Genomic DNA, 22,353 nt, shown 5'->3' with positions numbered 1-22,353 from the left:
ACGACATGAAGATCATGACGGCCTTGTTCAATCCGACCGATGCGGTCGAGCGCGCGACGCTGCTGAAGGAGGCGGGCGCGTCGGGAGTGTTCACCTTCGAGGGTCCGCACGACGTGTTCAGCCCGCTGGTGCTGGCGTCGGCGGTCGAGGGCCTCGACATCATGTCCAATGTCGCGATCGCGTTCCCGCGCAACCCGGTCCAGTTGGCCCACCAGGCCAACGACCTGCAACTGCTGAGCGAGGGACGTTTCATCCTGGGCCTCGGCACCCAGGTGCGCGCGCAGATCGAGAAGCGCTACGGAGCCGAGTTCGACCGTCCGGTCGAGCGAATGAAGGAGATGGTCGGCGCGCTGCGCGCGATCTTCGCGACGTGGAACGCCGGTGAGCGACTGGACTTCCGGGGTGAGTACTACCGGCACACGCTGATGACGCCGACCTTCGTACCGGGGCCCAACCCGTACGGGCCCCCGCCCATCTACCTGGGCGCGTTGGGACCTCGACTCACCCGTGCGACCGCCGAGGTGGCCGACGGCCTGCTGGTGATGCCGTTCGGTACCAAGCGTTTCCTGCACGAGACGACGCTGCCCGCGGTTCGCGCAGGACTCGCCGCGGCGGGGCGCGGTGAGCAGGACTTCGAGGTGGTGCCCGAGATCATCGTGTCCGTGGCGACGGGCGCCGGGAGCGAAGCGAGCGGGCCAACTGTGACAGGGCGAGGCGACGACCACGCGTCGACGCGGATGTTGTTGGCTTTCTACGGTTCCACTCCGGCGTACCGTCCGGTGCTCGACGCGCACGGGTGGGGGGACCTGCAGCCCGAACTCAACGCGATGTCCAAGCAGGGGCGCTGGCAGGAGATGGCCAGACTCATCGACGACGAGATGTTGCACACGATCGCCGCGTGCGGATCCCCGAAGGAGGTGGCCGCGCACATCCGTGACCGGGTCGACGGGGTGTCGGACCGCATCTGCCTGTATCAGCCCGGCCCGATCGAGGTGCATGCGCTCGCCGAGATCGTCGACGCGCTTGGTGGGTCGAGATGACCGCCGCCACCATCGACTTCGACGACATCACCGACGAGCGGTACGGAGGGAAAGCGGCCGGTCTCGCGCGTCTGCGACGACTCGGTTTCGCGGTGCCGGTGGGCTTCGTCGTCGCCGACGCTGCCGCACCCGGGGTTTTCGACGAGGCGGTCCGCCGGTTCGACGAGATGGCCGTGGCCGGCGAGACGCCGGTCGCCGTACGGTCCTCGGCGGTCGGGGAGGACGGCGACGATCAGTCGTTCGCCGGCCAGTACGACACCGTGCTGGGTGTGGACACTGCCGAGGCCTTCGCCGACGCGCTCCGCACGTGCACCACGTCAGCCCACAACGCACGAGCATCCTCGTACGCCGGGCACGCGGCGCCGACCATGCACGTCGTGGTCCAGCGGATGGTCGACGCACGGGCCGCGGGCGTGGTGTTCACCGCCGACCCCACGTCGGGGCGACGCGACCTGACGGTGATCGACGCGGTCTCCGGGCTCGGCGAGACCCTCGTCGACGGGACGGCCGCTCCCGACCACATCGTTCTCGACGACACCGGTACGCCCGTGGTGAGCGAAAGCGTTGCGGCGCCGGTCCTGTCACCGGCCGAGGTCGCGGCGATCCATGCCGGCGCCCACCGGGCCGCGCAGGCCTGGGGCCGGCCGCTGGATCTCGAGTGGGCGATCGACGGGTCCGGGGAGCTCTGGTGGCTGCAGGCCCGCCCGATCACCACTCTCCCCGGCGATCTCAACGAGATGGACTCTCCCGTCGCCGGGGCCGACCACGTCTACACCCGATGCAACATCGGCGAGATGATGCCCGGCGCGTTCTGTCCGCTCACCGCGTCGGTCTCCGGTTTCGCCATCGACTACGCGATGCAGATGGTGCAGGTGGTCGCCCGGGCGCAGGAGCGGTACGAGAGGCCGTGGCTGCAGGTGGGCTACTTCTACGGACACATGTTCCTCAACCTGACCGAGGGCACGGCGTTGAGTTCCGGCATCCTCGGCAACTCCCTGGAGCAGTTCTCCACGTCGATCTGCGGGCGGGTCATCGACGAACTGAAACCCAAGCCGCCGCAACCATTCCGGCGCAAACTCGGCAACACGATCCGACTCACCACGCACGCGCTGTCGGTGGGGCCGGCGATTCGTCGGTTACCCGGGGAGATCGCCGGATTCGAGGTGCCGACGGGTTCCGATCCGCGAGATGTCCTGCGGCAGCTGGAGGACGGCGTCGAACAGTACTGCGACGTCACGCTGACCCACGTGCGGTCGTCGTCGCGGGCGGCTGTCGCGGCGAACGTCCTCGAGAGTGTGCTGGTCCGACAGGCGGTCAAGGACGGCCGCAGCGAAGATGACGGCAAGGCGGACGCGGCTCGGCTCATGGCCGGTGCCTCGGAGGTCGAGAGCGCCGTGATGCTCGCCGAACTCGACTCGGTGGTGCGCACCATCGCCGCCGAGAAGTCGGTCGCCGAGCGATTCCTCGCCGCAGCACCGGATGACGCGGTCACCACGCTGCGTTCGACGACCGACAACGCCGGGACAGATCTGCGGGCGTTCCTCGACCGGCACGGTCACCGCGGGTACCGAGAACTCTGTATGCGAGACCCGTCCTGGGCCGACGACCCCGGCGGACTGGGCGCGATGATGCAGGTGATGGTCCGATCGGCGGTCGACGGAACCGACCGGGAACCGGTGCGCGTCGCCGTCGACGAACACCCGTCGGCGATGATCCGACTCCTCGCCCGCCTGGCACAGCGAGGTGCGCGCGGGCGAGAGGAGACGAAGTCGCGGATGGCGCTGATGGCCTATGCGCTCAAGCGGGGTTACCGTCACCTCGGCCGCGTCCTGACCGAGACCGGCCGGTTGCCCGACGCCGACCTCGTCTTCTTCTTCGACCGCGCCGAGCTGAAGCTCGTCGTCGGGACCGGCGACATCGCCGACCTCGTGCAGCGGGCTCGAGGTCGTCGAGAAGCGTTGTTGTTCCAGGACTCCCTCGAGTTCGACGACGTGTCCGTGGGACGACCGTCCCCGCGAGTGGCGGCTCCGGCGCGCGGTGCCTCCGGCGACCGAATCGTCGGCCGACCCGCTGGGCGGGGCAGCGTCGAAGGTGTGGTGCGCGTGGCGAAGTCGATCGTGGAGGCGCGCGAGGTCCAGCGTGGCGAGATCCTCGTCGCGCCCGTCACCGATGTCGGTTGGACACCGTATTTCACCGTCATCGGCGCGCTGGTCACCGACATTGGGAGTTCGGTGTCGCATGGCGCGGTCGTGGCCCGTGAGTACGGATTGCCCTGTGTCGTCAACACTCTGGTGGGCACACGTGTGCTCGAGACCGGCGACCGCGTCCTCGTCGACGGGGACAGGGGTGTGGTCGTCCGGCTCGAGCCCCGTTGACCGGACACGCCGGGTCGCGGGCGTGCCGGCTCGGCTCAGTCGGCGACGGCCGGATAGGCGTCGAGCATCAGTCCGGCGACCACGGTCAGGGCGTCACGCCACGCCTCGGTCATCTCCGGTGTCCACTGCTGCCCGCCGGCTCTGACCATCGCCTCGACCAGGGCTTCGGCGACCCACCCGTACATCTCGGAGGTGACGCCGAGGTCGGCGTGCCGTCGTCCCAGTGCGCCGAGTGTGCGGCTGAGCCACTCGGCGTCGTCGAGATGGTCGAGCACGGCTGCTATGGCCTGCTGGAGCATCGTGGCCTGCGGCCTCAGATCGGCGCCGAACATCGGCCTCACCTCGGGGTGTTCGTCGAACAGGCGCTCGTAGAAGTCGAGCATCAGCTTGTGCTCGTCGTCGATCACCAGGGACAGGCTGTTCTGCAACACTTCTCGGTTCAACATGGTGGGGCTGCACCTCGTCGGGATCGTGATGTGTCAATGACACAGAATGTGTATCGTTGTAACATTTAGCACGACGCGGGGCCTCTCACAGCGGAATGGCCGGACCGCGAACCCGGTGCTCTCGCGCAGACGCTTCGACACGCCGGGCGGGACTCGGCGCTCCCGTCGTCGCTGGCGACCTCGGCGTTCAATCTGGGGTACGGCGCTCGGCGCTGCCGGTGCGGGCGCCACGCTGTCGACCGGTCTGGGAGTCGACGGCCCGCCCGCATTCGGGGCACTCGTTGCGACCGGCGCGCTCGTTGGCCTGCTCGTACTCGCCGTCGTGACGACCCGCGCGCCACAGCCGGACCCGGTACCCGCAGAGACCCGTATCGCGCAGACCCGTATCGCGCAGACCCATACCGCTGAGGAAAGGTGTTCATCATGAAGATCACTCGCAGTTCCATCGACACCGCGAAGGGGCCTGGCGACTGGTTCACCGGGGACGTGTACATCGACTCCGTCGCCGCATCGCCCGCGCCGTCGCGGGTGTCGGCAAACCTCGTGCACTTCATGCCGGGTGCGCGGACGCACTGGCACCGGCATCCGCTCAGTCAGACGGTTTTCGTCACCGAGGGCGTCGGCCTGTGCCAGCGGCGCGGTGGACCCGTCGAGGTCATCCGCCCCGGCGACCGCGTGCTCTTCGAAGCCGACGAGGAGCACTGGCACGGTGCGGCACCCACTCGCCTGATGGTTCACCTCGCGATCAACGAGGCCGACGACGAGCACGACGCGGTCGAGTGGCTCGACCCGGTCACCGATGAGGAGTACAGGCAGGCGCCTGCCGCAGGTTCCTGACGGGGCGCCGGGGACGCCCGCGGACCCTTGACAGGCGTCCCGTTGTCGGTCATCCGACCAGCCCGTCGACGCGCCGTACTCGCGCGTAGCGATTTGACTCGTAAGAATCACACCGTCGAACCACCCCGCGCGTCCCGGATCGCCACTGAGCTGGGTCGGCGCGCTGTACCGTACCTGCGGACCTTCAACCGCACGACGACGACGTGAATGGAGTCGGTGTTGTTTTCTCGTATCGCCATCGTGAACCGAGGTGAGGCCGCGATGCGGCTCATCCACGCCGTTCGGGGCCTGTCGGAAGAGACCCGGCAGCCCATCGAGGTCATCGCCCTGCACACCGACGTGGACCGCAACGCCACGTTCGTGCGCGAGGCGGACGTCGCCTACGACCTCGGACCGGCGGCATCGAGGCCGTACCTGAACATGAAGGTGCTCGAACACGCCCTGCTGGAGACCGGTGCCGACGCGGCATGGGTCGGCTGGGGCTTCGTGGCCGAGGACCCGCTGTTCGCCGAACTGTGCGATCGGATCGGCGTCACGTTCGTCGGGCCGTCGGCCGAGGCCATGCGCAAGCTCGGCGACAAGATCGGCGCCAAGCTGATCGCCGAAGAGGTGGGCGTCCCGGTGGCGGCGTGGAGCCGCGGCGGTGTGGACACCCTCGACGAGGCGGTGGCCGCGGCAGCCGAGATCGGCTACCCGCTGATGCTGAAGGCCACTGCGGGTGGCGGTGGCCGGGGCATTCGCAAGGTCGCCAGCGACGCCGACCTCCGCGACGCCTACACCCGTACCCGCGAGGAGGCCGAGCGCGCCTTCGGCAGTGGCGTGGTGTTCCTGGAACGGCTCGTCACCGGCGCGCGTCACGTGGAGGTCCAGGTCATCGCCGACGGCCAGGGCACCGCCTGGGCGCTGGGCGTCCGCGACTGCTCGGTGCAGCGACGAAACCAGAAGATCATCGAGGAATCGGCGTCGCCGGTCCTGCCCGCCGACCGGGTCGCCGAGCTCAAGGCGTCGGCCGAGCGGCTCGCCGTCGCCGTGGGTTACCGGGGCGCGGCCACCGTCGAGTTCCTCTACCACCCGGGCGAGAACCTGCTGGCGTTCCTCGAGGTCAACACCCGACTGCAGGTGGAACACCCGATCACCGAGGCGACCACCGGCTTCGACCTGGTGCGAGCGCAGCTGCACGTCGCGTCGGGGGGTCGTCTCGACGGCGAGCCGCCGAGCGAACGCGGCCACGCCATCGAGGCCCGCCTGAACGCCGAGGACCCCGACCGCGACTTCGCGCCCGCCCCCGGCCGCATCGACCTGCTGGAGCTTCCTGCCGGCCCGGGCATCCGCGTCGACACCGGGGTGAGCGAGGGCGACACCATCCCCGCCGACTTCGACTCGATGATCGCCAAGATCATCGCCTACGGTCGCGATCGCAATGAGGCGCTCGGACGTCTGCGCCGGGCCATCCGCGAGACCCGCGTCATCATCGCCGGTGGCGCGACCAACAAGAGTTTCGTGCTGGAGCTGCTGGACCAGCCGCAGGTCATCGACGGCAGCGCGGACACCGGCTGGATCGACCGCGTGCGCGCCGAAGGCGGCCTCGTCGCCAACCGGCACTCGGCGATTGCACTGATCGCCGCGGCGATCGACGCCTACGAGGAAGAGGAACTCGTCGAACGGCAGCGTCTGATGTCGACGGCCTCCGGCGGTCGCCCGCAGGTGCAGCACGAGAGCGGACGCCCCCTCGATCTGAAGCTCCGCGGCGTCGCCTACCGCGTGCGTGTCGCCGCCATCGGTGCCCACCGCTTCCGCGTCGTCATCGAGGCGCCGGGGGAGATCCGCACCGCCGACGTCGACCTCGAACGCTTCGACGAACACGCCGCACAGCTCGTGGTGAACCGGGTCCGCTACCGCCTGATCACCGACACCCACGGACCGATCCACCTCGTCGACGTCGACGGGGTCACCCACCGCGTCAGTCGCGACGAGGGCGGCGTGGTGCGCTCGCCCGCACCGGCACTCGTCGTCGCCACACCGGTCCAGGCCGGGGACGAGGTCGAGGCCGGCGCCCCCATCCTGGTCCTCGAGAGCATGAAGATGGAGACGGTGTTGCGCGCCCCGGTGCGCTCGCGGATCAAGGAGTGCGGGGTCTCGGTCGGTACGCAGGTGGAGACCGGCGCCACGCTGATGCGCCTGGAACCGCTCGCCGACGACGAGGACGAGGCGGAGGAGGAGGTCGGCGCGACCGTCGACCTCGAACTGCCGGAGGAGCCCCAGGTCGACCCGACCGAGCGGACCACCCGTAGCCAAGAGGATCTGCGCAGTCAGCTGCTCGGCTTCGATGTGGACCCCAACCACCGGACACGACTGCTCGACGAGTACCTGTCCGTCCGCCGCGCCGCCATCGACAGCGGGCGTCGTCCGCTCGCCGACGAACTCGAACTGGTGACGGTCTTCGCCGACCTCGCCGAGCTGAGCCAGAACCGGCCGTCGAGCCACGAGGTCGGCGTCGAGCACGTGCACAGCGCGCGCGAGAACTTCCACACCTATCTGCAGAGTCTCGACGCCGAACGCGACGGACTGCCCGCGGCGTTCCACGATCAGCTGGGCCGCGCGCTCGGTCACTACGGTGTCACCGATCTCGAGCGCACCCCCGAGCTCGAAGCCGCTGTCTTCCGGATCTTCCTCGCGCTGCAGAACCCGAACGATTCGGCCTCGGTGATCAGCGCGCTGCTGCTGGAATGGCTCGACGAGCCGACCCCGCGCGACGAACTGCGCGAGGCGGTGGGCACCGCCCTCGACCGCCTCGTCGCCGCCACCCAGGTCCGCTTCCCGGCGGTCGCCGACCTCGCGCGCGGCGTCATCTACGCCTGGTATGGCCAGCCGCTGCTGCTGCGCGACCGGGCACGCGTCTACAGCAATGTGCGCAAGCAGTTGAAGTACCTCGACGAGAACCCCGACGCCGCCGACCGTACGAACCGCATCGACGACATGGTGCGCAGCACCGAACCGCTCGTCCGGCTTCTCGGACAGCGCATCGAGCGGCACGCCGACAACACCGTCATGCTCGAAGTGCTGACCCGGCGCTACTACGGCAACCGGGGTCTCGCCGACATCCGGATCCGCGAGGCCGGTGGCGCGACCTTCGTGGTCGCCGAGCGCGACGCGGGCAACATCGCCTCGGCCGCGGTCGGTTTCGACGCTCTGCCCGCCACCATCGGCGGACTCGCCGAGCTCGCCCGCGACACCGCCGCCGTCGACGCCGACATCTACCTCGCCTGGGAGCAACAACCCGACGACTTCGATGTCCTCGCCGGGACGCTGCACGACATCGTCGCCACGAGTTCGCTTCCGCCGCAGGTACATCGCGTCACCATCACCGTCGCCGGCAGTGCCGATGCGCGGATGCACCACCACGTCACCTTCCGCCCGTCGGCCACCGGTATGGCCGAGGAACGTCTGATCCGCGGTCTGCACCCCTACATCGCACAGCGGATGCAGATGGAGCGCCTGCGCAAGTTCGACCTCACCCGGCTTCCGTCGTCGGACGACGAAGAGGTCTACCTGTTCCGTTGTGTCGCACGGGAGAACCCGTCGGACCGGCGTCTCGTCGCCTTCGCCCAGGTGCGCGACCTGACCGCCTTGCGTGAGCAGGACGGCCGGCTGCTGACGCTGCCGACCGCCGAGGCCGCGCTCGCGTCGTGCGTCGACTCGATCCGGCGTGCGCAGCGCGGTTCCACCAACCTGTCGAGCGCCAACCGGATCATCATGTACGTCTGGCCGCCCATCGACGTCGACGCCGGCATCCTCGACCTGATCGCCGACCACATCCGTGGCACCACACAGGGAGTCGGCCTCGAAGAGGTGCAGCTCATCGCGCGGCGCCGCGATCGCGACACCGGTGAGCTGAGCAAGGTCTCGGTCCACTTCTCGGTCAACCCCACCGGCGGTTACGACGTGCGGGTGACCGATCCGTCCGACGAACCCATCGAACCGGTCGACGAGTACCGCCAGAAGGTGCTGCGCGCTGCGAAGCGCAACACCGTCTACCCGTACGAATTGGCCGCCATCCTGGGCGATTTCACCGAGTACGACCTCGACGCCGAGCAGCGTCTGGTGCAGGTCGATCGTCCCAAGGGTCGCAACTCGGCCGCGATCGTCGCCGGTGTGGTCACCACGCCCACCGAGAAGTACCCGCGGGGTGTGACCCGCGTGGTCCTGCTCGGTGATCCGACGAAGTCGTTGGGCGCTCTCGCGGAACCGGAGTGCAGTCGGCTGGTCGCGGCGCTCGACCTCGCCGAGCAGATGCAGGTCCCGCTCGAGTGGTACGCACTGTCGTCGGGTGCGCGGATCTCCATGGATTCCGGCACGGAGAACATGGACTGGATCGCCCGAGCACTGAAGCGGATCGTCGAGTTCACCCAGGCCGGTGGTGAGATCAACATCGTCGTGGCCGGTATCAACGTGGGCGGGCAGCCGTATTGGAACGCCGAGGCGACGATGCTGATGCACACCAAGGGCATCCTGGTGATGACACCGGAGTCGGCGATGGTGCTCACCGGCAAGCAGTCACTGGACTTCTCCGGCGGTGTGTCGGCGGAGGACAACTTCGGCATCGGCGGTTACGACCGCATCATGGGCCCCAACGGTCAGGCGCAGTACTGGGCGCCTAATCTCGGTGCGGCACGGGATCTCCTGATGGCCCACTACGAGCACACCTACGTGATGCCGGGCGAGCAGACACCGCGTCGCGCGATCACGAGCGACCCCGTGGACCGTGACATCTCCGACTACCCGCACGTCCTGGCGGGCAGCGATTTCACCACGGTCGGGCAGATCTTCTCGGTGGCCTCCAACCCGGATCGCAAGAAGCCGTTCGACATCCGCACGGTGATCCGCGCCGTGGCCGACCAGGACCATCCGGTGCTGGAACGCTGGGCGGGGATGGCCGATGCCGAGACCGCGGTCGTGTGCGATCTGCACATGGGCGGAATCCCGGTGTGCCTCTTGGGTATCGAGTCGAAAGAGGTGCCGCGTCGGGGTTACACGCCGACCGACGGTCCTGACACCTACACCGCAGGAACGCTGTTCCCGCAGTCGTCGAAGAAGGCGGCGCGCGCGATCAACGTGGCGAGCGGCAACCGTCCGCTCGTGGTGCTGGCCAACCTGTCCGGGTTCGACGGATCGCCGGAGTCGTTGCGCAAGTTGCAGCTGGAGTACGGCGCGGAGATCGGCCGCGCGATCGTGAACTTCGAGGGCCCCATCGTGTTCTGCGTGATCTCGCGCTACCACGGCGGCGCGTTCGTTGTGTTCTCGAAGGCGTTGAATCCCAACATGACCGTGCTCGCTATCGACGGGTCGTTCGCGTCGGTGCTCGGCGGCGCCCCGGCGGCCGCGGTGGTCTTCGCCGGCGATGTGGCCAAGCGGGTCGGCGCCGACGCGCGGGTGCGCGAACTCGAGGCCGAGACCGCGCAGGCGACCGGCCCGGACCGTTCGCGGCTCAACGCCGAACTCGCCGACCTGCGCCAATCGGTGCGGGCGGAGAAGATCAGCGAGATCGCCGCGGAGTTCGACTCGGTGCACAGCATCCGTCGCGCCGTCGAGGTCGGTTCGGTCGATGCGGTCATCCAGGCCGAGGAGCTCCGGCCCCAGATCATCGGCGCCATCGAGAAGTCTCCGGCGTGGGGGAGGCAGGACTCGCAGGTGAGCAGCTCGTAGTATCTGCTGCTCCCTGAGGTGCGGGGAGCCCCCTGCTGCTCCCTGAGGTGCGCGGAGTCCCTACTTCCGCTCCCCGAGGTGCGGGGAGCCCCCTGCTGCTCCCTGAGGTGCGAGCGAAGCGAGCCACGAAGGGCCTCGCAACGTTTCTCACCAGGCCCTTCGTGGCTTGTCGCTATCGCTCCTCGCACCTCAGGGACCGGGGGGGTTGCGGTTCTTTCGGGCGCGGATCAGCCGCGCTCGGCGATCTCCTTGATCGCGGCGAGGGTGACCGGGATGCCCGACAGGGCCGCGTCGCGACGTTGCTCGAGTTGGGCGTCCGCGTCGTCGCCGTAGCGCTTCGCGAACAGGTCGAAGCCGCCGGGTTGCACAGCCCACGACTCGGTGAGCATCGAGCCCTCACCCTCCGGGGCGATGGTGTAGGACCACTGCACGGCGTCGCCGTTGACCATCCAGGCGAACTCGACGGGCTCGTGCGCGGCGATGACCCGCGACCGGGTCTCCCACACTCGCTCCGGCGTCTCGTTCCGGCCGTGGAACCAGGCGCCGACCTCGGGTCCGGTGGCGGGTTCCTCCCACCAGCAGGCCTTGCAGATCGGACTCCACTCGCCGGTGCGGCCGATGTCGGTCACGAGGTCCCAGACCTGTTGCGGGGTGGCATCGATCTGAACGGACTCGGAGTGGGTGAATCGAGCGCTGCGGTCGGTGTCGCTGGTCGTCATGGTCCCTTCCTGCGGTCGCGTAGGGACCATCCTAGGGAGGGCGCTGCTCAGAGAGCGGTGGTCCGGTACCGGGACGGGCTCGTCCCGAAGGTTCGGCTGAACGCGCGGCTGAAGTGCGAGGGATCGCGGAAACCGACCTGCGCGCAGATGTCGGCGACGCAGAGATCGCTCTGGACGAGCAGGGTGCGGGCCCTGTCGAGCCGTCGGGCGTAGAGCCAGGCCCGGGGTGTGGTGCCGGTGGTGCTGAACAGCTTGTGCACGTATCGCACCGACATCCCGACCTCCGCGGCCACCAGCGCAATGGTGTGGTCGGGATCGTGCAGGTGATCGGCCATCGCGCTCTGGACCGCGCGTAGGTCGGCGGCGTGTATCCGGTCGGTCGCGGTGCGGGGTGAGATCTGCTCGGCCACCGCGCCGGCGACCATGTCGAGCACCGCGCTCGCCACCGTGCCGGAGGACGACACGGAGATCCCCTGGACCTGGGCGGCGACGTCGACCAGGAAACTCGACACCAGCCGTCCGATGCCCGAGTCGACTGCGATGGCCCGGCCCGTCGCGTCGTCGATGACGTCGTGCGTCGCCCGCGCAGCGAGCTGTTCTCGCGGGGCGCGCACGACGATCTGCTCGAACTCGGTGGCGCCGCTGACGACGAAAGGTGCAGTGGCGTCGATGATTCCGAAGGCTCCGTGCTCGAGCAGGCCGCTGCGTTCGCCCTGCGAGATCGTCGCGGCTCCCTGGGTGATGAGGCACAGCAGATAGTCGTCGGCCGGGTCGGATTCGATCATCGCCGGCGTGCGGACAACGGTGTGCGGGTCGGCGCGGACCACGCTCACCGACAGGCTGCCCACGGGGCGGGCGACGATCTGCGCGGTGAACGGCCGGCGCGCCTGTGGCCAGTCGATGTCCATCTCGCAGAAGGTGGCGTCGAGCGCCTCCGCCCAGCGCACACGGCCCTCGGTGCTCGCGAGTTCGCTCGTGCTCAGTTCCACGGATCCGGCGGTGCACGCGGAGTCATCCATCGGTGCATTTGCAGTCATTCTCTCCCCTCACCTCCACCCATAGTGTTCCAGATCACAGGACATTGCCACGGCGGCCGACGACATGACCGAACGAGCCGGCCCCAGACAACAGATATCCGGGACAACCGATATCCGGAACGACAACGGAGAGTCACCATGACCGCAGTCCAGCCCTCCCACGAGGTCACCCCGAAATTCGTCGAAGAGATCACGATGGCCGAACTCGAGGCCGATCCGTACCCGTTCTACGAGCGACTCCGGAAGGAGGCGCCGGTGGCGTTCGTGCCCTCGCTCGGGATGTACATCGTCTCGACCCGTGAACTCTGCATGCAGATCGCGAAGGATTCGGACAACTGGCCTGCGGTGATCTCCCCGGCGGGCGGCCGCACTTTCGGCCACGGGGCGCTGCTCAACACGAATGGCCCGGAGCATCGCGACCTGCGTGACATGGTCGAGCCGCATCTACAGCCGTCGGCCGTCGACAACTACATCGACGATCTGGTCCGGCCGTACGCTCGCGAGCTGCTCGAGCGGATCGAGGACAACGGTTCGGCCGACATCGTCGCCGAGTACTGCGAGCCGGTCAGCGTCCGTGCCCTCGGCGATCTGCTGGGCCTCGGGGACGTGAGCACCGACAAGCTGCGGGAATGGTTCCACAAGCTCAGCGTCTCGTTCACCAACTCCGCGATGACGCCTGACGGCGAGTTCGCCAACCCGGACGGCTTCGCCCCCGGGGACGAGGCGAAGGCCGAGATCATCGCGCACGTCGACCCCAAGATCGACAGGTGGATCGACAATCCGGACCACAGCGCGATCTCCCACTGGCTGCACGACGGTATGCCGGAGGGGCAGACGCGCAGCCGCGACGTCATCTACCCCAACCTCTACGTGTTCTTGCTGGGCGCGATGCAGGAGCCGGGTCACGCCATGGCCACCACTCTCGCCGGTCTGTTCAGCCGGCCGGAACAGCTGGAGCGGGTGGTCGACGATCCGGGCCTCATCCCGAGGGCGGTCGGTGAGGGGATGCGGTGGGTCGCGCCGATCTGGTCGGCGGCCGCGAAGATCGCCACCGACGAGGTCGTCGTCGGCGGGGTGACGATCCCGCAGAACTCCGTGGTGATGCTGTCCTACGGCTCGGCGAATCAGGACGAGAACGCCTACGACGCCCCGACAGCCTACGACCTCGACCGCGGCGTGATCCCGAACATGACGTTCGGCGGCGGCGTTCATGCCTGCGCCGGCACCTATTTCGCGAACAATGTGATCCGGATCGCGCTCGAGGAACTGCTGGAGACGATCCCCAACATCGAGCGCGACACCGATCACGAGGTCAACTTCTGGGGCTGGGGCTTCCGTGGTCCCAAGGATCTCCACGTCAAGTGGGAGGTCTGAGCCGTGAGCACCACACACCGGGTCCGTGTCGAGGGTTCGGATACGTCGCTGGACGTCGCCGCCGACCAGTCGGTGCTCGATGCGGTCCTGCGTGCCGGGGAGTGGCTGCCGCACTCCTGCACGCAGGGGACCTGCGGGACCTGTAAGCTCCGGGTGCTCGAGGGTCAAGTCGCGCACCACGATTCACCCGAGTACACGCTGACCCCGGCCGAGCGGTGTGCCGGGCTGGCGCTGGGTTGCATGGCCACACCGTGCTCGGACCTCGTCGTCGAACCGCTGGGCACCGCGTCCGACGACGGGGCGCCACGACATCCGCTGCGCGACCACGACGGCACCGTCGTCGTCCTGGACGACATCGCCGCCGACACGCGCCGGCTCGTCGTCGAACTGGACGAACCGATGTCGTTCAACGCCGGTCAGTACGCGGAACTGCAGATCCCCGGCACTGGTCTCGGACGGCAGTATTCGATGGCCAACCCGCCGTCGGAGTCGCGGCGCCTGGAGTTCCACGTCAAGCGCACTGTCGGTGGAAGAGCAACGGAGGGTTGGATCTTCGGATCGATGTCGGTCGGGGAGCGCGTAGAACTCCGCGGGCCGCTGGGCCAGTTCCACCTCGTGCGCGAACAGGCCGAGCCGGCGATCCTCATCGGAGGGGGCACCGGACTCGCCCCGCTCAAGTCGATCGCCTGTCACGTGCTGGATCACGGACTGGTCCCCGAGCTGTACCTCTACCACGGTGGCCGGTGTCGCGACGACCTCTACGATGTGGAGTTCTTCCGCGACCTGGCGGCCGAGCACGGGAACTTCCACTACCGACCCGTCCTGAGCGAGGAGCAGTGGGAGGGGCCGACCGGGATGGTCACCGATGTGGTCGTCGAGGACTTCCGAAGCTGTAAAGGGCTGAGCGCCTACCTGTGTGGGCCGCCGGCCATGATCGAGGCAGGCGTTCGGGCGCTCAAACGCCGCCGGATGGCGCCCCGCCTCATCTTCCGCGAGGAATTCACCGTTGCTGCCCCGGTGGCGACCACCGCGGTGTCGTGACATCCCGCTCGAATCCGAAAGGCAAGTCATGTACCGACTCACCGTGATCTACGGACATCCGCTCGACCCGGCGGCCTTCGACCGGCACTACGAGAACGCGCACGCCGAGCTGGTTCGCCGCATTCCCGGACTGCGGCGGTTCGCTGCGGGAAAGTGCGAGTCCCTCGACGGCACCGAACCCGCCTCGTACAGCGTGGCCGAGCTGTACTTCGACTCGAAAGAGGCGCTCGCGCAGGCTCTCGGTTCTCCCGAAGGCCAGGCCGCGGCCGGTGATGTCGCGAACTTCGCCACCGGTGGTGCGACCATGTTGTTCAGCGACGAGTCGACGGTGGGGCCCTGACGTGGCCGCGCTGCAGACCGTCCAGAAGATCGGCCCGGTCCTGGATCTGTTCACCGTCGAACGTCCGGAGTGGGGTGTGTCGGAGGTCGCGGGCGAGCTCGGCGTCCCCCGATCGAGCGCGCACGCGCTGCTGGCCTCACTGGTCGACATCGGCCTGCTGCAGTGCCGTGCCCGCGGCCGCTACCGTATCGGCTGGCGGGTCGTCGAATTGAACCAGGCTCTGCAGGGCACGGTCGACGTCAAGTCCTGTGCCGCGCCGATCCTGCAGGAACTGTCGGAGAAGTTCGGCGAGACAACCCATCTCGCGGTCATGGAGCGCTACCGGGTGATCTACGTCGACAAGGTGCTCGGCAACCACGTCATCAACGTGTCCGGGGCACGGATCGGTGCCCAGCTCGACGCGCACTGCAGCGCGGTCGGCAAAGTGTTGCTCGCGCACTGCGACCCGGCCCAGCTGGCCCGCAACGTGACCGACAAGCCGCTAAGGCGGTACACGTCGTCGACCGTCACGGACCCGAGCGAACTGGCAGCAGAGCTGAAGGGCGTGCTGCGTCGGGGCTGCGCCTTCGACCTGGCCGAAGCGGTCCCCGAGGTCCACTGTGTCGCGGCACCGATCCGCGACGAGATGGGTGTGGTCGTGGCGGCGATATCGATCACCGCGCCCGCGACGAGGTTCACCCCGGCACAACACGAATTCCGACGTGCGGTGATCGCTGCTGCCGCCGACGCGTCCCGCGCGCTGAGCACCTCGACCGGCGAGATGTCCACGCCCATCCGTCTGCCCGAACGCGAGGTCTCCGTCCTGCACGCGGTGGCGGGATGACCCTGCGGTCACCGTCCCTCATCCCAGAAAGATCATGCCCTCCATGACCGACCATGCCCAACTCGTGCGAGACGCCGCCGAAGCGCTACTCGACGCCTACCGCACCCACACCCCGATCGAACCACTGGCCTCGCAATTCGCGGGCCACCCGCTGTCGACCGCCTACGAGATCGCCCTCGCTCAGGTCCAGGACTGGGAGAAGAACGGCGATGCGGTGAAGGGACACAAGGTCGGACTGGCCTCACGTGCCATCCAACGGCAGATGGGCGTCGACCAGCCGGACTTCGGGCATCTCACGGCGAGCATGTTCCACCTCGAGCACGCGCCGATCCCGGCGGGCACGTTCATCCAGCCGCGCATCGAACCGGAGGTGGCCTTCGTCCTCGCGAAACCGCTTCGCGGACCGGGGGTCACGGTGGCGGAAGCGGCCGCAGCCGTCGACTTCGTGCTCCCCGCACTGGAAATCGTGGATTCGCGCATCCGCGACTGGCAGATCGGAATCTTCGACACCATCGCCGACAATGCGTCGTCGGGCGGGGTCATCCTGGGCGGGCGGCCGGTGCCGCTCGTCGACGTCGACCTTCGGATGGCCGGTTGCAACCTGCACGTGAACGGCGAACTCGTCGACACCGGCGCCGGTGGCGCGGTGCTGGGATCACCGATCAACGCCCTGGTCTGGCTGGCCAACACGGTCGGACCGCTGGGCGTCACGCTCGAGCCCGGCCATGTGGTGCTGCCCGGCTCGATGACCGCGGCCGTGCCGGTCGTGCCGGGGGACACCGTGGTCGCCACCATCGCCGGGCTCGGAAGTGTCACAGCGGTGCTGGCGGGCGCGTGAGAAGGACGAACTCGTGATCTATGAAGGGAAGAACGTGACCGACAACGGAATCGACGACTGGAGTGCGGTTCGTGTCGCCGGCACGCTGCTCAGCGCCGAGCGCTCGCGGACGGCGCGGACCTCGATCCAACACGAGTGGCCGGGGCTGACCCTCGACGTCGCCTATGCCGCCCAGGACATCGCGCTGGCCGACCGCCGCTCGCGCGGGGAGACCGTGACCGGGATCAAGCTGGGCCTGACCTCGCGGGCCAAGCAGAAGCAGATGGGCGTCGACGAGCCGTCGGTCGCGTGGCTGACCGACGCCATGGTTCTGCCCGCAGGCCTGCCGGTCCCGCGTGAGCGACTGATCCATCCCCGCGCCGAGCCGGAGATCGCATTCGTGCTCGGACGCCCCCTGGCCGGTCCCGGGGTCACCGCGGCCACGGCCCTCGCCGCCGTGGATCACGCGATGGCTGCTATCGAGATCATCGACAGCCGGTACTCCGGATTCAAGTTCACCCTCGCGGACGCGGTCGCGGACAACAACTCCTCCGGCGTCTACGTGACCGGCCCGGTGATCCGCGACGTCGCGGACACGGACTTCGGGCTCGAGGCGTGCCTGTTGGAAGTCGACGGTGACATCGTCGCAACGGCGACGGGTTCGGCGGTGCTCGGACACCCCGCCGAGGCACTGGCATTCGCCGCCAACACCTTCGGCGCACGAGGCGTCACCCTGGAAGCGGGTTGGGTCGTCCTCACCGGGGGCATGACGGACGCCGTCGCGGTGGAGCCGAACAGCCGGGTCGCGGCGCACTTCACCACACTCGGCTCCGTCACGATCGCGGGGGGTTGAGATGCCGTTCATCGATGTCACCATCGCTCAGGGGCGTTCGCCCGACGAGGTGCGCGCGCTGATGCGCGAGCTGACGGCTGCCGCCCACCGTGCCATCGGCGCCCCGATAGCGAACATCCGCGTCTGCGTCCGCGAGGTCCCGGCCACCCACTGGTCGGCAGGCGACGTGACCGTCGCCGAACGTCAGGCGGTGGCCGCGCGGGATTTCGTAGCGAAAGACGGCCTATAGCGCGCATTTTCGCTACGAAATCCCGGGGCGGGGTCGCCTCAGGGTGCAGCGCGCAGCGAGATCTCCGTTGCCCGGGCGTCACTTGCGGGCATTCCGCCGATGCCCCAGTTCTCTGGCGCCACCTCGACGATGTGTCCGCGGACGCCCGACCGCTCGACGTCCAGGTGCTCGACGACGAGGTCGGTGAAGGCGGCGAGCAACTCCGAACGCTGGTGCGCCGGCCGGCCGGCGAGCACGGTTGCGGTGAAATACGGTGCGGCCGTGCCGCCGTCGGCGACGAGCTGTCCACCGACGGCGATGTCGGCGGGGTCGTACTGCACGGTGAAAGCGCGAACCCGCTCGATCGGTGAGTCGAGTATGCGCGAGTAGGCCGCGCTCGCGTCGGTCAGCAGAGCAGCGAGCTGCTCTGCGGATGCGCTGCCGATGGGTATGTGGAAATGTGCAACCGGCATGGTCGGCTCCGATCGGAAATGCCTGTGTCCGTTGCGGACCGGACTACTGGATGCCGTGGCGAGTTCCACCGTCGGCGTTGAGGACGCTGCCGTGCAGCACGGCGGCCTGGGGTTCGAGCAACATCTCGACGAGCCAGGCGATCTCGTCCAGCGTGGGCAGGCGGCCCAACGAGGTCTTGGCCGTGTACCTGTCCCAGATCTCCTGCGTCGCAGCACCGGTCTCGCGCGATTCGGTATCGACGAAGGCGCGCAATCGAGGGGTGTCGATGGGGCCGGGTGCAATGGTGTGCACGGTGACCCCTCGGGGTCCGTACAAGGCACCGATCTGTCGCATCAGGTTGAGCAGGGCGGCGTTGGCGGTGCCCGGGCCCGCGTCGAGGGGCCCCGGCTCGAGTCCGAGGGAACCCGCGACCGCGACGAACCGTGAGCCCTCGGTGAGATGGTCGCGGACGGCGCGAAGCAGTCGGACCGTCCCGGCCACCTTGATGTTCGCGGCAGTGGCCAGCAACGAGGGTTCGATCGCATCCGCGGAGCCGCGGACCGGCAGGCCGGCCGCGAAGACCGCGAGTCGTACGGTCCCGTCGAGGTGCGCGCGAATCACGTCCACGGATCCGTCCTCTGCGATGTCGGCGGCGCACGGGACGATCAGTTCGTCTGTTGCCGCCAGCTGTTCGAGTTCGTCCGCACGACGCCCCACCGCGAGAACCCGCATCCCGCGCGCCACCAGGCGTCGTGTGAACACCGTCCCCATCGCGCCGGTCGCGCCGACGACCACGCACGTCTCGGTTGTCGACACGGGGCCTACTTCCGGATGCGGAGCGTCACCGCGCGCGGTTCGGTGAAGAACTCCCGGGAGTACTGGCCACCCTCGCGGCCCAGGCCGCTGATGCCCTCACCGCCGAAGGGCAGCCGGAGGTCGCGTTCGAAGAAGGTGTTGATCCAGACCGTACCGGCCTTCCAGCGCGCCGCCATCCGATGAGCCCGGTCGAGATTCTGCGTGAACAGGATGCCTGCCAGACCATAGGGCGAGTCATTGGTGATGCGCAGGGCTTCGTCTTCGGTGTCGAAGCCCAAGACCGTCTCGACGGGACCGAAGATCTCCTCCCGTGCCGTTCGGGAGTCGTTGGTCAGGCCGGTGATGACGGTCGGCGGATAGTAGAAGCCGCCTGCCCGATCCGGATCGGTGAGTCGTTCACCGCCGGTGATGATCTTGCCGCCTTCGTCCTGTGCCAGCTCGACATAGCTGTGCACCTTGTCGAGGTGTCGCTGCTCGATGAGCGGGCCCATGAACGTCGCCGTGTCCTTGGGGTCGCCGACCGCGAGTTTCCGTGCTTCCTCGGCGAAGCGTTCCACGAACTCCTCGCGGATCGAGTTCTGCACCAGCAGGCGCGAACCCGACAGACAGACCTGCCCGTTGCCGCCGAAGATGGCCCGGAGCGACATCGGTACGGCCACGTCGAGATCGGCGTCGGCGAATACGATGTTGGCCGACTTGCCACCCATCTCGGCCGAGACGGGGGTGTGGTTCGCCGCCGCTGCCTGCAGGATCTTCACGCCGGTGGCGCTCGATCCGGTGAAGGTGATGCGGTCGACGCGCGGATCGGAGGTCAGCGGTCCGGCAATGGCCTCGCCGCCGAAACCGTGGACGACGTTGAGGACTCCGGGCGGCAGACCCGCCTCGAGTGCGATCTGCGCGAAGCGGTTGGCGGTCAACGGGGTCTGCGGCGCCGGTTTGAGGATCACGGTGTTGCCGAAGGCCAATGCGGGGGCGATCTTCCACGTCGCCAGCATCAGCGGCGCATTCCACGGACTGATCGCAGACACCACCCCGGCGGGCGGATAGAGGACGTAGGAGAGCAGATCGCCGTCCGGGTAGGCCTCGTTGGCGGCCATCGAGACATAGTCGGCGAAGAAGCGCAGATTGTGGGCCACCCGCGGGATCTCGGCGTGCAGCGACTGCGTGATCGTCTTGCCGCCATCGCGGGTCTCGAGCTGTGCCAGCTCTTCCCGGTGGTCGTCGACGGCGTCGGCGACCGCGTGCAGGATCGCCGCGCGTTCCTTGGCCGACATCTGGGGCCACGGGCCATCGTCGAAAGCGGTACGGGCAGAGTCGATCGCCGCGATGCCGTCGTCAGCGGTGCCGCGCGCCACCCGGGCGAGCAACGCGCCGTCGTGCGGGTCGCGCGACTCGAACGTGGCGCCGTCCGACGCTGTGCGCCACTCGCTGCCGATGAGGTGACGAACCTCGGCGATACTGTTCTGGTCGGTGCTGTTCTTATGGGTGCCGGAAAGAGTCATTGCCTCACACCTCCGCCGCGACGGGCGTCTCGTAGGTGCGGCCCGCCAGCTCGGAGGCCACATCGATGATCATGTCTTCCTGGCCGCCGATCACGCCGCGCCGGCCGAGTTCGAGCAGGATGTCCCGGGCCGGCACCCCGAACTTCTTCGCGGCGCGTTTGGTGGGGTGGAAGAAGGTGGAGTACACGCCGGCGTAGCCGAGCACGAGAGCGGTTTCGTCGACGATCTGCGGCTCGGTCATCAGTGGGGCCACGACGTTCTCGGCGGTGTCGATGAGCGGGAACAGCTCCACGCCGGTGTCCCAACCTGCGCGCTCGAATGCGGCGGCGAGGACTTCGGTCTGGGCGTTTCCTGCGCTGGCTCCGAGCCCGCGCAGAGACCCGTCGATGTAGGTGGCGCCGTTCTCGGCGGCGGTGAGCGCGTTGGCGATTCCGACACCGAGGTTGTTGTGGGCGTGGAAACCGATGTCAGCCGAGATCGCCTCACGCAGTGCCGCGACCCGCGCGCCCGCCTGCTGCGGGACGAGCGCGCCTGCGGAATCGACGACGTAGACGACGTCGGCGCCATAGGAGTCGAGCTTCGCCGCCTGCTCGGCGAGTGCGTCGGGTTCGAGTTTGTGGCTCATCATGAGAAAGGTCATCACTTCGAGCCCGTTCTCCTTCGCCCATTCGATGGGCTGTTGTCCGCAATCCGCCTCGGTGCAGTGGACGGCGACGCGGACCGTCGAGATTCCCGCGTCCACCGCGGCCTGTAGTTCGTTCAGTGTCGCGATGCCGGGGACGTAGAGCACCGCGATGGCGGCGTTCTCCACCGCGTCGACGGCGGCGCGCACGTACTCGGGGTCGGTGGCCGCGGCGAAGCCGTACTGGACCGATGACGCCCCGAGGCCGATGCCGTGTGCCACTTCGATTGTCGGAACTCCGGCTCGGTCGAGACCGGCCGCGATGGCTGCGACGTCGCGGGTGGTGAACCGGTGCGAGACGCTCGACATCCCGTCGCGCAGGGTCGTGTCGACGAGGGTGACCGAATGTGGTCGGGGGGCTGAGGTTTGTCTGGTCATCGCAGAGCTCCTGTCTGGAGTGTCGCTGTCTCGGCCTTCTCCTGCGCCATCACCTCGGCGACCTGTACCGCGGCTGCGGTGATGATGTCGAGATTGCCTGCGTACGTGGGCAAGAAGTCGCCTGCACCGACGACCTCGAGCATCACGGTCACGAGATCGCCGTCCACGTCGACGAGTTTGAGTGTGTAACCGGGCACGTAGCGCTGGACCTCCGCGACGATGTCGACCACGGCGCGTTCGATGGCCCCAGCGTCCGGGTTCCGCACTTTGGCATACACCGTGTCGCGCATGTTCATCGGAGGCTCGGCCGGGTTGATCACCGAGATCGCCTTGGCCCGGTCGGCTCCCGCGACCTGCATCAGGGCGCGCCCCGTCTTCTCGCTGAACTCGCTGAGGTTCTGCCGCGTCCCCGGGCCCGCACTCGCCGACGCGATGGCGGCGACGATCTCACCGTAGGCAGCGTCGGCGGCCTGATCGATCGCATAGAGGATCGGGATGGTGGCCTGCCCGGCGCAGCTCACCATGTTCACGTTGGGGGCGTTGACGTGCTCGCGGAGGTTGACCGCCGGGACGACGTAGGGTCCGACCGATGCGGGGGTCAGGTCGATGGCGGTGATCCCCGCGTCGGCGTAGCGGGGGGCCACGGCGGCGTGGACCTTGGCCGACGTGGCCTCGAAGACGAGATCGGGCAGCGTCGACTGTTGCAGCAACCAGTCCACACCCTCCGCCGACGCCTCGAGTCCCTCGGCGCGTGCTCGTCGCAGACCCTCACTGGTGGAGTCGATTCCGACCATGTAGGCCGGTTCGACGTACTCGGAACGCAACAGTTTGTACATCAGGTCCGTCCCGATGTTGCCCGATCCGACAATGGCGGCGGTCAACCGGCTCATCGCATGTCTCCTCTGCTCT

The 22,353-nt window shown here is 68.3% G+C and carries 20 protein-coding genes; 11 read left to right on the top strand and 9 right to left on the bottom strand.

Going from position 1 to position 22,353, the window contains the following annotated elements; translation table 11 throughout:
• Nucleotides 1-5: 5 nt before the first annotated feature.
• Both ACSUZC_RS20665 and ACSUZC_RS20660 read left to right on the top strand, forming a co-directional pair.
• Nucleotides 6-1,040: a TIGR03617 family F420-dependent LLM class oxidoreductase gene (locus ACSUZC_RS20665; protein WP_439030323.1), complete on the top strand. Its 1,035-nt coding sequence runs from the start codon at nt 6-8 to the stop codon at nt 1,038-1,040.
• On the top strand, nt 1,037-3,415 hold the full coding sequence (locus ACSUZC_RS20660; protein WP_439030322.1) for a PEP/pyruvate-binding domain-containing protein: 2,379 nt from the start codon (nt 1,037-1,039) through the stop codon (nt 3,413-3,415). The genes ACSUZC_RS20665 and ACSUZC_RS20660 overlap by 4 nt, the downstream gene beginning before the upstream one ends.
• Before the next feature lie 35 nt (nt 3,416-3,450).
• On the opposite strand, the gene ACSUZC_RS20655 is transcribed toward ACSUZC_RS20660, so the two are convergent.
• Complete coding sequence (locus ACSUZC_RS20655; RefSeq protein WP_439030321.1) at nt 3,451-3,861, bottom strand: globin domain-containing protein; 411 nt, start codon at nt 3,859-3,861, stop codon at nt 3,451-3,453.
• Nucleotides 3,862-4,048: 187 nt separating this feature from the next.
• Entirely contained in the window at nt 4,049-4,261 is a 213-nt protein-coding gene (locus ACSUZC_RS20650; RefSeq protein WP_439030320.1) for a hypothetical protein, read from the bottom strand.
• A gap of 23 nt (nt 4,262-4,284) precedes the next feature.
• Between ACSUZC_RS20650 and ACSUZC_RS20645 the strand changes: the two genes are divergently transcribed.
• Both ACSUZC_RS20645 and ACSUZC_RS20640 read left to right on the top strand, forming a co-directional pair.
• Nucleotides 4,285-4,698 (top strand): (R)-mandelonitrile lyase, encoded by a 414-nt coding sequence (locus ACSUZC_RS20645; RefSeq protein ID WP_439030319.1) that lies wholly within the window; start codon nt 4,285-4,287, stop codon nt 4,696-4,698.
• Between the two features lie 207 nt (nt 4,699-4,905).
• Nucleotides 4,906-10,401 carry a carboxyl transferase domain-containing protein gene (locus tag ACSUZC_RS20640; RefSeq protein ID WP_439030318.1) on the top strand — a complete coding sequence of 1,832 codons (5,496 nt, stop codon included), beginning with the start codon at nt 4,906-4,908 and terminating at the stop codon, nt 10,399-10,401.
• A gap of 227 nt (nt 10,402-10,628) precedes the next feature.
• Here the strand turns inward: ACSUZC_RS20640 and ACSUZC_RS20635 are convergent, their stop codons facing one another.
• Both ACSUZC_RS20635 and ACSUZC_RS20630 read right to left on the bottom strand, forming a co-directional pair.
• The gene (locus ACSUZC_RS20635) at nt 10,629-11,120 is read right to left on the bottom strand and encodes an SRPBCC family protein (protein ID WP_439030317.1); all 492 of its coding nucleotides are present in this window, start codon (nt 11,118-11,120) and stop codon (nt 10,629-10,631) included.
• A 47-nt stretch (nt 11,121-11,167) separates the two neighbouring features.
• A complete protein-coding gene (locus ACSUZC_RS20630; protein ID WP_439030316.1) occupies nt 11,168-12,157 on the bottom strand; it encodes an AraC family transcriptional regulator in 990 nt (329 codons plus the stop codon).
• A 138-nt stretch (nt 12,158-12,295) separates the two neighbouring features.
• Here ACSUZC_RS20630 and ACSUZC_RS20625 point away from each other — a divergent pair, with 138 nt between their 5' ends.
• From ACSUZC_RS20625 to ACSUZC_RS20595, 7 genes are read left to right on the top strand one after another with little or no spacing between them, the layout of a single operon-like run.
• Nucleotides 12,296-13,531: a cytochrome P450 gene (locus ACSUZC_RS20625; RefSeq protein ID WP_439030315.1), complete on the top strand. Its 1,236-nt coding sequence runs from the start codon at nt 12,296-12,298 to the stop codon at nt 13,529-13,531.
• 3 nt (nt 13,532-13,534) lie between these two features.
• Complete coding sequence (locus ACSUZC_RS20620) at nt 13,535-14,572, top strand: NADH:ubiquinone reductase (Na(+)-transporting) subunit F (protein WP_439030314.1); 1,038 nt, start codon at nt 13,535-13,537, stop codon at nt 14,570-14,572.
• A 28-nt stretch (nt 14,573-14,600) separates the two neighbouring features.
• Nucleotides 14,601-14,912, top strand: a complete 312-nt coding sequence (locus ACSUZC_RS20615; protein WP_439030313.1) for an EthD family reductase — start codon at nt 14,601-14,603, stop codon at nt 14,910-14,912.
• Nucleotide 14,913: 1 nt separating this feature from the next.
• Complete coding sequence (locus ACSUZC_RS20610; RefSeq protein WP_439030312.1) at nt 14,914-15,735, top strand: IclR family transcriptional regulator; 822 nt, start codon at nt 14,914-14,916, stop codon at nt 15,733-15,735.
• 43 nt (nt 15,736-15,778) lie between these two features.
• On the top strand, nt 15,779-16,573 hold the full coding sequence (locus ACSUZC_RS20605) for a 2-keto-4-pentenoate hydratase (RefSeq protein ID WP_439030311.1): 795 nt from the start codon (nt 15,779-15,781) through the stop codon (nt 16,571-16,573).
• Between the two features lie 13 nt (nt 16,574-16,586).
• Nucleotides 16,587-17,405: a 2-keto-4-pentenoate hydratase gene (locus ACSUZC_RS20600; protein ID WP_439030310.1), complete on the top strand. Its 819-nt coding sequence runs from the start codon at nt 16,587-16,589 to the stop codon at nt 17,403-17,405.
• Between the two features lies 1 nt (nt 17,406).
• Complete coding sequence (locus tag ACSUZC_RS20595) at nt 17,407-17,634, top strand: tautomerase family protein (protein WP_439030309.1); 228 nt, start codon at nt 17,407-17,409, stop codon at nt 17,632-17,634.
• 38 nt (nt 17,635-17,672) lie between these two features.
• Here the strand turns inward: ACSUZC_RS20595 and ACSUZC_RS20590 are convergent, their stop codons facing one another.
• The 5 genes from ACSUZC_RS20590 to ACSUZC_RS20570 are packed head-to-tail and all read right to left on the bottom strand — an operon-like array spanning nt 17,673 to nt 22,334.
• Complete coding sequence (locus tag ACSUZC_RS20590; RefSeq protein WP_439030308.1) at nt 17,673-18,086, bottom strand: tautomerase family protein; 414 nt, start codon at nt 18,084-18,086, stop codon at nt 17,673-17,675.
• 43 nt (nt 18,087-18,129) lie between these two features.
• Entirely contained in the window at nt 18,130-18,882 is a 753-nt protein-coding gene (locus ACSUZC_RS20585) for an SDR family NAD(P)-dependent oxidoreductase (protein WP_439030307.1), read from the bottom strand.
• 5 nt (nt 18,883-18,887) lie between these two features.
• Complete coding sequence (locus ACSUZC_RS20580) at nt 18,888-20,384, bottom strand: aldehyde dehydrogenase (RefSeq protein ID WP_439030306.1); 1,497 nt, start codon at nt 20,382-20,384, stop codon at nt 18,888-18,890.
• A 4-nt stretch (nt 20,385-20,388) separates the two neighbouring features.
• Nucleotides 20,389-21,444, bottom strand: coding sequence for a 4-hydroxy-2-oxovalerate aldolase (dmpG, locus tag ACSUZC_RS20575; RefSeq protein ID WP_439030305.1), 1,056 nt, complete (start codon nt 21,442-21,444; stop codon nt 20,389-20,391).
• Nucleotides 21,441-22,334: an acetaldehyde dehydrogenase (acetylating) gene (locus ACSUZC_RS20570; RefSeq protein ID WP_439030304.1), complete on the bottom strand. Its 894-nt coding sequence runs from the start codon at nt 22,332-22,334 to the stop codon at nt 21,441-21,443. Before ACSUZC_RS20570 ends, dmpG begins: the two co-directional genes overlap by 4 nt.
• Nucleotides 22,335-22,353 lie beyond the last annotated feature (19 nt).

The sequence above is a fragment of the Gordonia terrae genome, from assembly GCF_051789125.1.
Lineage (GTDB): Bacteria > Actinomycetota > Actinomycetes > Mycobacteriales > Mycobacteriaceae > Gordonia > Gordonia terrae_A.
This window is presented reverse-complemented; position numbering and strand designations above follow the sequence as displayed.

Excerpts from the sequence above, each read along its gene's own strand:
- ACSUZC_RS20665 (WP_439030323.1), top strand. The coding sequence starts at position 6 with ATGAAGATCATGACGGCCTTGTTCAATCCGACCGATGCGGTCGAGCGC.
- ACSUZC_RS20660 (WP_439030322.1), top strand. The coding sequence starts at position 1,037 with ATGACCGCCGCCACCATCGACTTCGACGACATCACCGACGAGCGGTAC.
- ACSUZC_RS20655 (WP_439030321.1), bottom strand. The coding sequence starts at position 3,861 with ATGTTGAACCGAGAAGTGTTGCAGAACAGCCTGTCCCTGGTGATCGAC.
- ACSUZC_RS20650 (WP_439030320.1), bottom strand. The coding sequence starts at position 4,261 with ATGGGTCTGCGCGATACGGGTCTGCGCGATACGGGTCTCTGCGGGTAC.
- ACSUZC_RS20645 (WP_439030319.1), top strand. The coding sequence starts at position 4,285 with ATGAAGATCACTCGCAGTTCCATCGACACCGCGAAGGGGCCTGGCGAC.
- ACSUZC_RS20640 (WP_439030318.1), top strand. The coding sequence starts at position 4,906 with ATGGAGTCGGTGTTGTTTTCTCGTATCGCCATCGTGAACCGAGGTGAG.
- ACSUZC_RS20635 (WP_439030317.1), bottom strand. The coding sequence starts at position 11,120 with ATGACGACCAGCGACACCGACCGCAGCGCTCGATTCACCCACTCCGAG.
- ACSUZC_RS20630 (WP_439030316.1), bottom strand. The coding sequence starts at position 12,157 with ATGACTGCAAATGCACCGATGGATGACTCCGCGTGCACCGCCGGATCC.
- ACSUZC_RS20625 (WP_439030315.1), top strand. The coding sequence starts at position 12,296 with ATGACCGCAGTCCAGCCCTCCCACGAGGTCACCCCGAAATTCGTCGAA.
- ACSUZC_RS20615 (WP_439030313.1), top strand. The coding sequence starts at position 14,601 with ATGTACCGACTCACCGTGATCTACGGACATCCGCTCGACCCGGCGGCC.
- ACSUZC_RS20605 (WP_439030311.1), top strand. The coding sequence starts at position 15,779 with ATGACCGACCATGCCCAACTCGTGCGAGACGCCGCCGAAGCGCTACTC.
- ACSUZC_RS20595 (WP_439030309.1), top strand. The coding sequence starts at position 17,407 with ATGCCGTTCATCGATGTCACCATCGCTCAGGGGCGTTCGCCCGACGAG.
- ACSUZC_RS20590 (WP_439030308.1), bottom strand. The coding sequence starts at position 18,086 with ATGCCGGTTGCACATTTCCACATACCCATCGGCAGCGCATCCGCAGAG.
- ACSUZC_RS20580 (WP_439030306.1), bottom strand. The coding sequence starts at position 20,384 with ATGACTCTTTCCGGCACCCATAAGAACAGCACCGACCAGAACAGTATC.
- dmpG (WP_439030305.1), bottom strand. The coding sequence starts at position 21,444 with ATGACCAGACAAACCTCAGCCCCCCGACCACATTCGGTCACCCTCGTC.
- ACSUZC_RS20570 (WP_439030304.1), bottom strand. The coding sequence starts at position 22,334 with ATGAGCCGGTTGACCGCCGCCATTGTCGGATCGGGCAACATCGGGACG.